Source organism: Mesonia phycicola (genome assembly GCF_900141885.1).
Lineage (GTDB): Bacteria > Bacteroidota > Bacteroidia > Flavobacteriales > Flavobacteriaceae > Mesonia > Mesonia phycicola.
Genome location: NZ_FQYY01000009.1, coordinates 14,594 through 28,726, shown reverse-complemented (window position 1 = coordinate 28,726; position 14,133 = coordinate 14,594). Strand labels below are relative to the sequence as shown.

The following is a 14,133-nucleotide window of genomic DNA, read 5'->3' as shown; positions in this document are numbered from 1 at the left end:
TTACGGCGTTGTATTTAATTGCCATGCTAAAGCCAGTAGAACCTATTTTGGAGTACTGTTTTAATTACAATTATATTGTAGAAACACTTTGTGTAAATAAAGACAAGCCTTCTTTAAATTGCAACGGTAAATGTTATTTAATAAAACAATTAAAAAGCAACAAAAGCGATTCTAAAAAAACAAATACTACCCAACAAATTCAGTTAGAGAATTACCCTATTGGTTTTATTGAAATTACAGCTATAAAAAACCCTATAATATCTATAACCAAAACTAGAAGTTTTTATAATTACCTCAACAACTATTCATTTCTGAAAAAAAATATTCCTTTTCATCCACCTAAAGCTTCATAAGTAAATATCACACATTATTGCTGAAGAGACTTCCGCAGCTAAAAAATTACACAAACAATAAATTTTAAATATGAAGAATATAATAAAACTTGCTTTAGTTTTACTAAGCTTACAGCAAGTAACAGCTCAAGAAGACCATACAACCGAAGAGCTTTGGGTATCTAACCGTGCTAGTAGTCACGCTCCAATTGGAGTTATGGGAGATCACACTCACCATAAAGGAGAGTTTATGGTTTCTTATAGATATATGACTATGCAAATGAAAGATTTACGCTATCAAGACAAAGATGTAAGTGAAGATTTTGTATATCAAAATTACATGATTGCCCCACAAACGATGACAATGGGAATGCATATGTTAGGATTGATGTACGCCCCTACAGATAAATTAACGTTTATGGCAATGGCTAATTACACCACCAATGACATGGATTTAAAAATGCGTATGACAGATGATATGGGTATGGCTATGGATACAGATTTTTCTACAAGTTCTAGCGGGTTTGGAGATGTGTATGTTGCAGCACTTTTTCAATTATGGAACAAAAACCAACAAGAATTACACGGAGAAATAGGTTTTGGTTTACCTACAGGCTCTATAGAGCAAGAAGATGTTACGCCAATGTCTAACGGCAATGATGTTATTTTACCTTACCCTATGCAAATAGGTTCTGGTTCATTTTCTACTAAAATAGGAATGACATATTTGTGGCAAGCAGAAAAACTTTCTGGGGGTGCTCAAGCAAATACTAAATTCTTTTTAAATGAAAATGATAATAATTATAGATTAGGCAATCAGTATTTAGCCACCTCTTGGTTAGCTATGGATGCTACAGATTTCTTTAGTTTTTCTGTAAGAGCAGAAGCTAAATTTGCAGAAGAAATTGATGGAAGTAACCCAGATCTAAATAGAACTATGGTTACCACTGCTAATCCAGATAATTTTGGAGGCTTACAACTAAATTATGCCCTTGGCGCAAACTACTATTTCACTAAAAACACTTTAAAAGGATTAAGATTTGGAGCAGAAATGGTTTTACCTGCTTACCAAGAACCAAATGGTATTCAGTTAAAGCAAAAATATACGCTTAATTTAGGCACACAATATTCTTTCTAACACAGAAAATATTAAGTCACAAAAAAGCCTTATCAAACAGATAAGGCTTTTTTTATAATTAAAACTTAAATATGGCCTACTCTTCTGGAGCTAGTTGCACTTTAAGTCCTTCTAAATCTTTAGTAATTGGTATTTGGCAACCTAACCTACTATTATCTTCTACATGAAAGGCTTCAGCTAACATAGCTTCTTCGTCATCTTGCATTTCTGTTAATGGAGTGTCACTTAACACGTAACACTGGCAAGAGGCGCACATTGCCATACCGCCACAAATACCAACAGTACCTTCTGGAGCCAGCTCATAAGATCTTACAATCTCCATTAAATTCATATTCATGTCTGTAGGAGCATCTACTTCATGAGCTACCCCTTCTCTATCTATAATTGTAATCTTTACGTCTTCTTCCATAGTTAAAAAGTGAGAGTTAACTATTTTAACTCTACTAATCTATTTTAATCTATTGCTTTTACAACTGCTTTTGGAGCTTCTTTTTTTGTACCATCAAAACCAGTTACCCCTCCAACGGTAGTATATTTCATTACATATTTTTTATCTGGAAAAATTCTCTGAAAAGCACTTTGACACATTAGTGTTGCTTCATGAAAACCACAAAGAATAAGTTTTAATTTACCCGGATAAGTATTTACGTCACCAATGGCATAAACACCTGGAATATTAGTTTGGTAATCTAATGTATTATCTACTTTAATGGCGTTTTTCTCTATTTCTAACCCCCAATTAGCAATTGGACCTAGTTTTGGAGAAAGACCAAATAATGGAATAAAATGATCTACTTCTAAAAGTATTTCTTCTGAAGCTTCATTATTTTTTCTTATAAGAACCGCTTCTAAATCACCATTATCATTGCCTCTAACTTCGCTAATTTCTGCAGGAGTAATTAAATTTATTTTTCCTAAATCTTTCAATTCTTTTACTCTATCTACAGAATCTAGGGCACCTCTAAATTCATTTCTTCTATGCACCAAAGTTACTTCTGAAGCTACATCTGCTAAAAATATGCTCCAATCTAATGCAGAGTCTCCACCACCAGCTATCACTACTTTTTTATTTCTGTAGACCTCTGGATCTTTCACCATATAAGCCACACCTTTATCTTCAAAATTAGCAATATTAGGAATAGGTGGTTTTCTAGGCTCAAAACTACCCAAACCACCAGCAATAGCAACAACTTTAGCGTGGTGCTGTGTACCTTTATTTGTGGTTACTATAAAACTACCATCTTCTTGTTTGTCTATAGTTTCTGCTCTTTCTCCTAAGGTAAATCCTGGTTCAAAAGATTTTATTTGTTCCATTAAGTTGTCTACCAAATCACCCGCTAATACTTCTGGAAAACCAGGAATATCGTAAATTGGTTTTTTAGGATATAACTCTGAACATTGCCCTCCCGGTTGTGGTAAAGCATCTATCAAGTGACATTTTAATTTTAGTAATCCTGCTTCAAAAACAGTAAATAGACCAGTTGGCCCAGCTCCTATAATTAATATATCTGTTTTAACCATAAATTATTTCTTCTACATAATAAAACACAAATATCTACACAACAAGTGCTCTAGATAATGACACTTATCATATAATAGTAATTTATCTTTTACTATAAATGTTTAGTAATTTTCTATATTAACTACTTTCTGAATTTGAGGTGCGTATTTTTTAATAGTCATCTCTACTCCAGACTTCAAGGTCATTTGATTAACGCTACAGCCTACACAAGCCCCTTCTAACCTAACTCTTACCACGTTTTCTTGTTCGTCAATTTCAATAAGAGTAATATCACCCCCATCATTTTTTAAAAACGGACGAATTTCTTCTAGGGCTTTTTCTACGTTTTCTTTTAATTCTTTACTAACTGTTGTCATAGTTTCTATTCGTATTACTTTTTTACAGCGCTACAGCCGGCCATTGTGGTAATTTTAATAGCTTCTGTAGGAGGTAAACTTTTATTTCTACTTACCGTTTCTTGTACAACCTTTTTGGTTATTTCTTCCATTGCATTTGCAATTGGTGTATTTTGTTGTAATGCTGCAGGTCTACCAATATCTCCTGCTTCTCTTATACTTTGTACAAGTGGTAGTTCTCCTAAGAAAGGTACTTCTAAATCATCTGCTAGATTTCTAGCTCCTTTTTCTCCGAAGATATAATACTTATTATCTGGCAACTCTGCTGGTGTAAAATAAGCCATGTTTTCTATAATACCTAAAACTGGCACATTAATACTTTCTTGCTGAAACATTGCTACTCCTTTTTTAGCATCTGCTAAAGCAACATTTTGCGGAGTACTTACAATTACAGAACCTGTGATAGGTAATGATTGCATGATAGATAAATGAATGTCTCCTGTACCTGGAGGAAGATCTATTAAAAGAAAATCTAACTCTCCCCAAGCAGCATCAAAAATCATTTGATTTAGAGCTTTTGCTGCCATTGGCCCTCTCCAAATTACTGCTTGATTTGGTTTAGTAAAAAACCCGATAGATAAAATTTTAACACCGTAATTTTCTACAGGTTTCATTTTAGATTTACCATCTTCTGTTACAGAAAGTGGTCTCTCTCTTTCTACATCAAACATAATAGTTGCAGATGGCCCGTAAATATCTGCATCTAGCAAACCTACTTTAAATCCCATTTTAGATAAAGTGACTGCTAAATTTGCAGTAACGGTAGATTTACCTACGCCTCCCTTACCAGAAGCAACAGCTACTATATTTTTAATACCTGGTATTGCTTTACCTTTAATTTCTGTAGATTTTTTTTGTGGAGCATCTACTTTTATATTGACTTTTACCTTAGCCTTCTCATACACCTTTTCATGAATCACCTTCATTACATCTACCTCTGCACGTTTTTTAATGTGCAACGCAGGTGTATTTAATGTTAAATCTACTTCTACTTCATCTCCAAAAATATTGATGTTTTTTACCACACCACTTTCCATCATATTTTGACCTTCTCCAGAAACACTAATAGTTTCTAAAGCTTTTTCAATATCTTTTTTATTTAATTTCATCTGTGAATTTTTCTGTTTTTTTAAAATTTTTATTCAGATGTCGTTCGCTATCAAATTTTAAAATTGACAACATATTTTAAATAGAAACTATGCTCTATTAATTAGAACAATTCTAAAGTACAAATATAAGGTTAACTGCGTAACTAAGAAGCTGATTGACTGAAATTATTGGCAGAAGACTTTACTTTATTTTGTTTACCCAAACTATTTATTAGGATCCCAAAAAACTTGTTTAAAATTCTGAATTTTATTGTCTTGCACCACCAAACCTTCACTCTCTAAAAGTTGTTGCATTAAAGAAGTGCCTTTAAAATGATGTTTACCCGTAAGTATTCCGTTTCTATTTACTACTCTATGTGCTGGTACATCTTCTAAATTACTAGCATTTTTCATAGCGTAACCTACCATTCTTGCACTTTTTGCCGCCCCTATACTTTTTGCAATTGCACCGTAAGAAGTTACCTTACCATAAGGTATTTGTCTTACTACTTGATAAACCCTTTCAAAAAAATTTAAAGAAGATGTTTGCATTATGCAAAAGGTTGAAATATTCTAAATAGAGAGACAATTACCAAAACTAACATTAAGGCTGCCATAAAATAATTAGAATACTTACTAAAAGAAGCGGTGTGCTTTTCTATCTTAGTAAAACCTGCTACGTACCCATATAGAGTTGCAAACGTGCCTATACCTGCAGCTAAAGCAAAAATTACCATTGCAAGCATACTATATCTCCCTTCTGAAGGAGCAAACGCAGTACTTAACGCAACAAAATATGGTATAGGAAAAACATTAAACAAGGCTACAGTTAACCCTTTTAAGTAACTTTTACCTGCTTTATTACTTTTTTTGGCAGTCTTAATTTTTTTGTTTTTTCTTGCTTGTATAAAAAAGTAAATCATTAAAATAAGAAATACAACCAAGCCTACTCTTAACAACATTCTATTTACAAAAGGATGCACTAAAATGTATTTAGCCATTAAAACAGCTAAAAAAGATTGAATTATCACTATAGTACTAGAACCTAAGGCTACAAAAACTCCGCTTTTTTTACCTCTTTCTACACATGATTTAGCAACGGTCATATTCACTAATCCTGGCGGAATAACGCCAGCTAATGCCGCTAAAAACGTAAATAAAAAAAGTTTAGATTCTTCCAAGAGGTATTATTTTACTCTAAATTTAATATAAGTAATTTTCTTATTTTCTTCTAGGTACTGACTTTCATAAAATGTTTGAATACCAACTACTTCTTGTGGCGAATAATCGTTTTTATAAACATCGTGATTTGCATGTAAAATTTCATGCCCTTCTCCGTGAAGTAAACCAAGGGTATACCCATGCATAAATTCACTATCTGTTTTTAAATTTACTACACCCTCTGGCTTTAGTACCTTTTTATATTTCTGAAGAAATTCTGTATTGGTTAACCTATGCTTAGTTCTTTTATATTTAATTTGAGGATCTGGGAATGTAATCCAAATTTCATCTACTTCATTTTCAGCAAATATAAGATCTATTAATTCTATCTGAGTTCTTAAAAAACCAACATTACTCATACCTTCTTCTAGAGCTGTTTTAGCACCTCTCCAAAACCTAGCACCTTTAATATCTACCCCTAAAAAGTTTTTTTCTGGATACATTTTTGCTAAACCAACACTATACTCCCCTTTACCACAACCCAACTCTAATACAATTGGCAAATCGTTTTTAAAAAAATCTTTCGCCCAATTCCCTTTTAAAGAAAAATCATTATTTGTAATTTCTTCTCTTGAAGGCTGAACAACATTGCTAAATGTTTCGTTTTCTTTAAAACGCTTTAATTTATTTTTACTTCCCACAGGTATTATTTAATATTTTGGTAAAATTAAATAAAATAAAGCAGAGCTAAATAAAGTTATTTTTGATTATGCCGAAAAAAAAGATTTTAGTTGCTCCGTTAAACTGGGGTTTAGGTCATGCTACCAGATGCATACCCATTATTAAAGCTTTAGAAATCAATGATTTTGAACCAATTATTGCTTCTGACGGAAGTGCTTTAGCTTTACTAAAAAAAGAATTTCCTCATTTAAAATATTATGAGTTGCCTTCTTATAATATTAGATATGCAAGAAAAGGCATTTTCTTTAAATCTAAAATTCTACTAAAGAGTTTTAAAATATCTAAAACTATTGCTGAAGAAAGAAAACTTACTCTTGATATTCATACAAAAGAAGGGTTAAGCGGAATTATTTCTGACAATAGATTAGGGGTTTGTAGCAAGTTTGTACCTTCTGTTTTTGTAACGCATCAATTAAATGTCTTATCAGGAAAAACCACTTATTTTAGTTCTAAAATACATCAGCATTACATTAAAAAATTTAGTGAGTGCTGGGTGCCAGATTTTAAAGAAGAACCAAATCTTAGCGGAAAGTTAGGGCATCTAAAAGAAAACCACCACTTAAACATAAAATACATAGGCGCTCTAAGCAGGTTAGAGAAAAAAGACCTTGAAAACAAGTATAAATTTATGGTAATTTTATCTGGACCAGAACCTCAACGTACTTTATTAGAGGAAAAATTACTTCATGAACTAAGAGATTACCCTGAAAAAATATTATTTATAAGAGGTGTTTTAGAAGATATACAAACTAAAGAAATTGCTAAAAACCTAACCATTTATAATTATCTAACTGGTGAAGAGCTAGAAAATGCTTTTAATACTAGTGAGTATATTATTGCTAGATCTGGTTATACTACATTAATGGATATTGCTAAACTAAAGAAAAAAGCATTTTTTATACCAACTCCAGGACAAACAGAGCAGGTTTACCTAGCAAAAAGATTAGAAGAAAAAGGTCTTGCTCCATCGTGCAAGCAAAACCATTTTGATATTAAAAAATTAGAAGAAATAAGCAGATATAAAGGTTTAGCCTTTGACAGCGGAGTTTTTAATTGGACTGACTTGTTTTCCCTTTTCTAGAGTAAAAGAAAACTCGCTTCCTACTCCAAAATCACTTTCAACATAAATTTTTTCATGATGTGCTTCTAAAATATGCTTTACAATAGACAAACCTAAACCAGAGCCTCCTTCTTTACGAGAGCCACTTTTATCTACTCTATAAAAACGTTCAAATAACCTAGGGATGTTTTTTTGTTCTATCCCTTCACCATTATCTGTGGTTCTTACAATTACTTTATTTTTAATCAAATCTTCTATACTTACTTCTGTAGTACCACCAGATTTACCATATTTAATAGAGTTTACCACAAGGTTTGTTACGACTTGTTGTATTTTATCTTTATCGGCATACACATAAATAGGGTTTTCATACTCTATATCGAAGGTGAGAGATATATTTTTCTTTTGTGCTTTCATCTCTAACAAATCAAAAACACTTTCTACCACTTCTATAATATCAAACTCTTCTTCTACTAAGTGCAAGTCTCCTGTTTCTAACTTAGTAATCATATCTAAATCTTTTACAATATAGATAAGACGATCTAGGCCTTTACTTGCTCTATCTAGATATTTATCTCTTATAGTTTCGTTATGTATAGCGCCATCTATAAGAGTTAAAATATACCCTTGAACAGTGAACAAGGGTGTTTTTAATTCATGAGAAACATTACCCATAAACTCTTTACGGTAATTTTCTCTAATTTTTAATGACTCTATTTCTAGCTTTTTTCCTTCAGCAAACTTCTCTACCTCACGAGTAAGGGTTGCCATATCTGTAGTGACTTGTTGCTCTTGCAAAGATGAAGATTCTAATAAAGAAACATTATCATACACAGCTTTTACTCTTCTATATATAAAATGCTCTATTCTTAATTGAATAATTAAAAAAGAGAAACAATAAAGAATAACAGTAAAAGTAAAGAGGTGGCCTAAAGAAAAACTAGATGTCATCAATTGATAAACCGCCAACATAACAACTGTAAAAATGGTTATTAATAGCGATGTATAGAAGGCAAATTTATATGATCTCTTAAATTCTTTACCCATTAAATAACAAACTTATACCCTACTCCCTTAACAGTTTTAAACTTATTGTCTCCAATTTTTTCACGAAGTTTTCTAATATGAACATCGATAGTTCTACCACCTACAACAACCTCATTACCCCACACTTTATTAAGTATATCTTCTCTTTTAAAAACCTTACCAGGATTAGAAGCTAATAAAGAAAGTAATTCAAATTCTTTTCTTGGTAAGATAATTTCAATCTCTCCGTTTAAAATTTTGTACTCATCACGGTTAATTGTTAAATCACCTACCTTTGTGATATTCTCTTCTCCTTCTTCTGCTTTTAACCTTCTTAAAAGAGCTTTTACTTTACTTACCAATAATTTTGGTTTAATTGGCTTAGTAATATAATCATCTGCACCAGCATCAAAACCAGCTACTTGAGAATAATCTTCTCCTCTTGCTGTTAAAAAAGTAATAATGGTATTTTGAAGATCTGGTATTTTTCTTATTTGCTCACAAGCTTCAATACCGTCCATTTCTGGCATCATCACATCTAAAATAATTAGATTTGGCTTGTGCTTTTTTGCCGCTTTTACCGCATCAGCACCATTTTCTGCTGTAACCACATTATAACCTTCAGAAGATAAATTATAACCTACTATCTCTAGGATATCTGGCTCATCATCTACTAACAGTATAGTAATATCTTGCATTTCCATAATTTAAAAGTTCTAGTTAATTGGGCGTAAAAGTAAATATAATATTAAAAAACCTAAGTTAACAAATCTTAAGTATTCATAACATTAATAACGATTTGATAACAAACCGACACGGTATTCTTAACAAACCGCTAACACCTAATCTTCCGTGCTTATTTTCCTTTGCAACGAAAAGAAAACTATTACATGAAACGTATTTTAAACACCCTAATTTTCCTGTTATCAGTCATTGCGTATTCGCAAGAAACAGGCTCTATATCTGGATTATTGACAGATAAAGAAACTGGCAATCAGCCACTACCTTTTGCGAATGTAACTATAAAAGGTACATCTAAAGGTACAACCACAGATTTTGATGGTTTATTTGAAATCTCAAATATTACCCCAGGAACCTACACTGTTGTTTTTAGCTTTGTTGGTTACGAAACATTAGAAGTACCAAATATAAAAGTAAACGCTAATAAAACCACTACAGTAAACTCTGGCTTAGGTGCTAGCGCAGCAGCTTTAGATGAAGTGGTAATCACCACGGTAGCTAGAAGAGATTCTGAAACAGCTTTATTACTAAACCAAAAAGAAGCAATAGATATTAAAGAGAGTATAGGTTCTCAAGAGTTAGCCAAATTGGGAGTAAGTGATGTTGCTACTGCAACTACCAAAATTTCTGGAGTAACTAGTAGTGAAGCTTCTGGTGAAGTATATGTAAGAGGTCTTGGAGACAGGTATTTATACACAACCATGAATGGATTACCTATTCCTTCAGATGATATTGAAAAAAAGAATATAGATTTAGAGCTTTTCCCTACCAGAGTTGTTTCTAGCATAGGAATTAGCAAAACATTTTCTCCTCAATCTTCAGCAGATCAAGCTTCTGGTAGTGTAGACATTACCTCTAGACAACTTGCAGGAGTGCAAGAATTAAGTTTTAGCGCTAGAGCTGGGGTTAACACGAATGTAATGCAAGATGGAGTAAGTGATAATTTCAAAAAAACTGCAAACTCAGAAGATTATTCATTCGGCTTTTACTCTAAAGACACACCAACAGAAGATGCCTTAACGCAGCAAAGTTGGGAAACTCAATCTATGAGAATGCCAATTAACTATAGATACACAGTAACTGCTGGTAAAAAGTTTGGAGAAAAATTTAAAGCATTTTTCACAGGTTCTCAAAGAACAGATTATGCTTACCGAAAAGGAACTTTTAAAGAATACCAAGGTAACTATATAGATGATTCTTTTAATGATGTAGAAGAGTTTGAAAAAACAACTAATACTACAGGCCTTATAGATCTTCAATACAAAATAAACAAAAACAATAATTTAAGAGCCAACTCTTTATTTATAAATAAACTTACAGATAAAGTTTATGAGCAAGGTAGAAATGGAGAAGGTTTTGTTTTTGAAGAAACAAACACATCAGAAAATCTTTCTCAATTTGTACGTGACCAAAACGTAAAACAAACAAGGTTATTAGTAAACCAAATTTCTGGAGATCATAAAATTGGAGAAATTAACGAGCTTGATTGGGCTGCTGGTTACAATATTGTAAACGCAGATGAACCAAACCGTATTAGAAATGAGTTAAACTTTAATGAAAGTACAGTTCAATTAGCCAGAACTGGAGGTTACCAACAAAGAAAATCTACTCAAACTATTGACGATAAAGAATTTAATGCCTTAATAAAAGACAAAATAACCTTTATTAAAAAAGAAAAAGATAGCTCTTCTATAGGATTTGATGTTACCATAGGAGGTAATTATAGAAATAAGAAAAGAGATTTTAGCTCACAGTTTTTTGGATTAACAGAAAACACTCTAGGTTCACTTACACCTTCATCAATAGATAATCTTGACGAAGTTTTAAATCAAGATAATATCGAAAACGGACTTCTTTCTGAAAATGTTCAATTAGAAGATATTTACAATGCTGAGTTAAACTCACAAGCAGGATTTTTAAGTGCAAACTTTGCAACTGGTAAATTTAATATTAACGCAGGAGCAAGATACCAAAATGACGAAATTTTAGTAGACTACAATGTAGGTAATGCACCAGGAGGAAGAATTGGAAATGTATCTAAAAATTACGACAATATTTACCCTGCATTAAATGTTAAGTATGAACTAAACGAAAAGAATAACTTTAGAATTGCAGCTAGTAAAACAATAACTCTTCCAGAATTTAAAGAGATTGCTCCATTTGAATATATTTCTCCTTCTGGTCAAATTACAAGAGGTAACCCAGACTTAGAAGCAAGTAATGTTTACAATATAGATGTTAAATGGGAATTTTTCCCTGATAAAGGAGAGTTATTTTCTGTAACTGGTTTCTATAAAAACATCTCAGACCCAATAAATAAAGTAAGAGATAGAGGTTCTGCAAGTAGATTCTCTTATTACAACGTTGGTGATAATGCTACTATCTACGGTTTAGAACTAGACGCTAATTTCTTTATTATTAAATCTAGTAGCAATGATAAAGGTGCAGACTTAGATTTTGGTATCAATGTTTCTAGAATGTGGCACGAGCAAGACCTTAAAGAATCTAGAGATGAAAACGGAACATTACTTTACACTTTCCAATATGACCACAAAACAGAAATAGGCTTACAAGGAGCTTCAGATTGGATTTTTAATGCCAACCTAAACTTCACTACCAAAAACAAACATCCATTTTTAGCTAGCCTTTCTGCTAACTATGCTTCAGATAAAATCTTTGCTCTTGGAGCACCAGAAATTCAGTCTGAAAACGACCTATACTTTAATAGTGAAATTATTGAAAAAGGTTTCGTGGTCTTAAACGCAGTAATTACTAAAGAAATTGATGATCACTTTAGTGTTAGGTTTACAGGTAAAAACTTATTAAACCCAACTATAGAAAGAGTGCAAGATATAACTCCAGTAGGAGGCTCTACTACAACAGAAGTTGTAAGATCATACACTAGAGGAGCAACTCTTAATCTCGGAATAAGCTACAAATTATAATTAACCATTTATATACCAATTACTTAAAATTAAAAAAAATGAAAAAAACAATTAAACAACTATCGATTTTATTTTCGATTTTACTAATGGCAGTTTTTACAAGCTGTGATAGTGATGATGATGCAACCTCAGATGATGACGGAGGTTCAACAACAGAAACAGAACTTGCAGGTAGTATCTCTAGTGACATGACTTTAGATTCTTCTCAAACTTATACATTAAACGGTATATTAAGTGTTGAAAATGGTGCTACTTTAACTATCCCTGCAGGAACAGAAATTAAAACAGGTACAGGAACAGATATCTATATTGCAGTACAAAAAGGTGCAGATATTATGATTAATGGTACTGCTAGTGAGCCAGTAAAAATGTCTCCTGCAGATGCAACTGGCAATTGGGGAGGACTTTTACTTTTAGGTGAGGGTGTTACTACAGAAGGTGTAGATGCTGTTGCAGAAGTAGGTGGTCTTATCTACGGAGGTACAGATAATGCTGACAACTCTGGTTCTATTAACTATTTAATTATAGAAGGATCTGGTGCTCAAATTAACTCTGAGTCTCAATACAACGGATTAACTCTTTATGCTGTTGGTTCTGGTACTTCACTTAACAACATCGCTATTATTAATGGTGCAGATGATGGTATCGAATTTTTTGGAGGTGCTGCTGAGGTTTCTAATGTATATGTACAAGATTTAGAAGATGACGCTATTGACTGGACAGAAGGATGGTCTGGTACTTTAACTAACACTTACGTTTACCACTCTACAGAAAACTTCTCTACTGCAATTGAAGCAGATGGATCTAACAACAACCCAACTATTACTAACTTTACTGCTATTTCTGAAACAGGTGGAGTTGCATTACAGTTTAAAAAACAATCTGGAGCTACAATCACTGGTCTATCTTTAACAGGATATGAAACAGTAATAGATATGCCAGATAACGGACCATTAGCAAACATTCAAATTGAAGGAGAAGATGCTAGTACTGAAATGTCTTACGGAGGTGCTACTACTGTTAATCTAGAAGACTTTGCTTGGGTTAACGCTGCATTAGCTGCAACAGAAGAATTACCTTCTTCAGTTACTTCAGATTTAACTTTAAATGCAGATACAAACTACTACTTAGACGGAATTATGAGTGTAGATAATGGTGCTACTTTAACTATTCCTGCAGGAACTAACATAGTTACCAATACAGGAACAGACGTTTATATCGCTGTACAAGCTGGATCAGATATTATGATTGAAGGTACTGCAGATAACCCAGTAAAAATGGGACCTAACGGAACTGGTACTTGGGGTGGTCTTATTATCTTAGGTAATGGTGAAACTACAGAAGGTGTAGATGCTGTTGCAGAAGTAGGTGGTCTTATTTACGGAGGTTCAGATAACTCTGACAATTCAGGTTCTATAGAATATTTAATTATTAGACAATCTGGTGCTCAAATTAACTCTGAGTCTCAATATAATGGATTAACTCTTTATGCTGTTGGTTCTGGTACAACAATTAACAACATTGCATTAATTGATGGTGCAGATGATGGTATCGAATTTTTTGGAGGTGCTGCTGTAGTAACTAACGTATACGTTGAAAACTTACAAGATGATGCTATAGATTGGACAGAAGGATGGTCTGGATCTTTAACAAACACTTATGTAAAACATACATCAGCTAATTTCTCAACTGCTATTGAAGCAGACGGTACTAACAACAACCCAACTATCTCTAACTTTACTGCAGTTTCTACAGAAGGTGGTTTAGCATTACAGTTTAAAAAACAATCTGGCGCTACAATTACTAACTTAACTGTAACTGGTTATGATACTTTATTAGACACTCCAGATAGTGCTCCAGTATCAGGTATATTAGTAGACGGTGCATCTATTGATGCTGCTGGTACTTACAATGGATCTACTGTGGTAGAATCTGATTTTGATTGGGTTAACTAATCAAAACCATTAAAATAAATTTAAAAGCC

14 protein-coding genes are annotated in these 14,133 nt (G+C 32.7%); 5 read left to right on the top strand and 9 right to left on the bottom strand.

Annotated features, from left to right (window positions below):
* Positions 1 to 23: 23 nt before the first annotated feature.
* Both BUC03_RS13065 and BUC03_RS13060 read left to right on the top strand, forming a co-directional pair.
* The gene (locus BUC03_RS13065) at positions 24 to 353 is read left to right on the top strand and encodes a hypothetical protein (protein WP_073152929.1); all 330 of its coding nucleotides are present in this window, start codon (positions 24 to 26) and stop codon (positions 351 to 353) included.
* Between the two features lie 70 nt (positions 354 to 423).
* The gene (locus BUC03_RS13060) at positions 424 to 1,470 is read left to right on the top strand and encodes a transporter (protein ID WP_073152926.1); all 1,047 of its coding nucleotides are present in this window, start codon (positions 424 to 426) and stop codon (positions 1,468 to 1,470) included.
* 76 nt (positions 1,471 to 1,546) lie between these two features.
* On the opposite strand, the gene BUC03_RS13055 is transcribed toward BUC03_RS13060, so the two are convergent.
* The 7 genes from BUC03_RS13055 to trmB all read right to left on the bottom strand — a co-directional run bounded on the left by BUC03_RS13055 (position 1,547) and on the right by trmB (position 6,337).
* Positions 1,547 to 1,879, bottom strand: a complete 333-nt coding sequence (locus tag BUC03_RS13055; RefSeq protein ID WP_073152924.1) for a 2Fe-2S iron-sulfur cluster-binding protein — start codon at positions 1,877 to 1,879, stop codon at positions 1,547 to 1,549.
* Positions 1,880 to 1,923: 44 nt separating this feature from the next.
* Positions 1,924 to 2,991: an NAD(P)/FAD-dependent oxidoreductase gene (locus tag BUC03_RS13050; protein ID WP_073152921.1), complete on the bottom strand. Its 1,068-nt coding sequence runs from the start codon at positions 2,989 to 2,991 to the stop codon at positions 1,924 to 1,926.
* Positions 2,992 to 3,093: 102 nt separating this feature from the next.
* Positions 3,094 to 3,348: a NifU family protein gene (locus tag BUC03_RS13045; RefSeq protein WP_073152919.1), complete on the bottom strand. Its 255-nt coding sequence runs from the start codon at positions 3,346 to 3,348 to the stop codon at positions 3,094 to 3,096.
* Positions 3,349 to 3,362: 14 nt separating this feature from the next.
* Positions 3,363 to 4,496 (bottom strand): Mrp/NBP35 family ATP-binding protein, encoded by a 1,134-nt coding sequence (locus tag BUC03_RS13040; protein WP_073152916.1) that lies wholly within the window; start codon positions 4,494 to 4,496, stop codon positions 3,363 to 3,365.
* A 204-nt stretch (positions 4,497 to 4,700) separates the two neighbouring features.
* Positions 4,701 to 5,027 carry an MGMT family protein gene (locus tag BUC03_RS13035; protein WP_073152913.1) on the bottom strand — a complete coding sequence of 109 codons (327 nt, stop codon included), beginning with the start codon at positions 5,025 to 5,027 and terminating at the stop codon, positions 4,701 to 4,703.
* The gene (locus BUC03_RS13030) at positions 5,027 to 5,656 is read right to left on the bottom strand and encodes a LysE family translocator (RefSeq protein WP_073152910.1); all 630 of its coding nucleotides are present in this window, start codon (positions 5,654 to 5,656) and stop codon (positions 5,027 to 5,029) included. The genes BUC03_RS13035 and BUC03_RS13030 overlap by 1 nt, the downstream gene beginning before the upstream one ends.
* Before the next feature lie 6 nt (positions 5,657 to 5,662).
* Complete coding sequence (gene trmB / locus BUC03_RS13025) at positions 5,663 to 6,337, bottom strand: tRNA (guanosine(46)-N7)-methyltransferase TrmB (protein ID WP_073152908.1); 675 nt, start codon at positions 6,335 to 6,337, stop codon at positions 5,663 to 5,665.
* Between the two features lie 68 nt (positions 6,338 to 6,405).
* Here trmB and BUC03_RS13020 point away from each other — a divergent pair, with 68 nt between their 5' ends.
* The gene (locus BUC03_RS13020; RefSeq protein WP_073152905.1) at positions 6,406 to 7,458 is read left to right on the top strand and encodes a glycosyltransferase; all 1,053 of its coding nucleotides are present in this window, start codon (positions 6,406 to 6,408) and stop codon (positions 7,456 to 7,458) included.
* Here BUC03_RS13020 and BUC03_RS13015 read toward each other — a convergent pair.
* Both BUC03_RS13015 and BUC03_RS13010 read right to left on the bottom strand, forming a co-directional pair.
* Entirely contained in the window at positions 7,405 to 8,388 is a 984-nt protein-coding gene (locus tag BUC03_RS13015) for a sensor histidine kinase (protein ID WP_394333517.1), read from the bottom strand. The two genes, BUC03_RS13020 and BUC03_RS13015, sit on opposite strands and share 54 nt — an antisense overlap.
* Before the next feature lie 95 nt (positions 8,389 to 8,483).
* Positions 8,484 to 9,167, bottom strand: a complete 684-nt coding sequence (locus tag BUC03_RS13010) for a response regulator transcription factor (protein WP_073152900.1) — start codon at positions 9,165 to 9,167, stop codon at positions 8,484 to 8,486.
* Between the two features lie 186 nt (positions 9,168 to 9,353).
* Here BUC03_RS13010 and BUC03_RS13005 point away from each other — a divergent pair, with 186 nt between their 5' ends.
* Both BUC03_RS13005 and BUC03_RS13000 read left to right on the top strand, forming a co-directional pair.
* Entirely contained in the window at positions 9,354 to 12,149 is a 2,796-nt protein-coding gene (locus BUC03_RS13005) for a TonB-dependent receptor (protein ID WP_073152898.1), read from the top strand.
* Positions 12,150 to 12,187: 38 nt separating this feature from the next.
* On the top strand, positions 12,188 to 14,104 hold the full coding sequence (locus BUC03_RS13000) for a hypothetical protein (RefSeq protein ID WP_073152896.1): 1,917 nt from the start codon (positions 12,188 to 12,190) through the stop codon (positions 14,102 to 14,104).
* The last annotated feature ends 29 nt before the right edge of the window (positions 14,105 to 14,133 follow it).